A 535-nucleotide genomic window follows, 5' to 3' on the forward strand; every position below is an offset into this window, starting at 1 on the left:
CGAAAAAGATTTCATTCCGACTCTTGGTGAGCCAAAAGTATATAAGTTAACTCTGCCTTTAAACTCTGGAGAAGCAGAAATCCAATTAGCAACCAGAGTCGCTAATGCACCACCTAAACTGTGTCCAACACAATGTATAGTACCGTTAGCGGTTACCGGATTATCACGAAGAAAACGAGTTAGACCTTTTCTCATAGAATAGAACGTAGTTTGGAATCCCGAATGAACGGTCTCTCCGGTATCTGTTCCTTTCCCACTACACGTCAAGTCAGTAATCCCATCAGCTAATCCAGCTGTACCTCTAAAAGCTAAGACAAGGTCATTTTTATAACGCTCACTTTTTCCCTTTCCTAGCAGAGCAAACCCGGTTTCAGGGCGAAAGAAAAAACCACCACTTGCACCTACCGCTACTTTCGAAAAACCAAAGTGATTATCAACAACAGCTGGCAGTTTCACACGTTCAAGATTGTGCTTCACTTCGTATGCAATATTACATAGTTCACTCGCCATAAATGGAGAAATAGTGCTCATTAGT

The 535-nt window shown here is 41.7% G+C and carries 1 protein-coding gene; it reads right to left on the reverse strand.

Going from position 1 to position 535, the window contains the following annotated elements:
• The coding region (locus tag R7190_RS30205; protein ID WP_318138253.1) for a lipase family protein at nt 1-535 on the reverse strand (535 nt) is incomplete at both ends.

This window comes from Vibrio sp. 1078-1 (assembly GCF_033340475.1).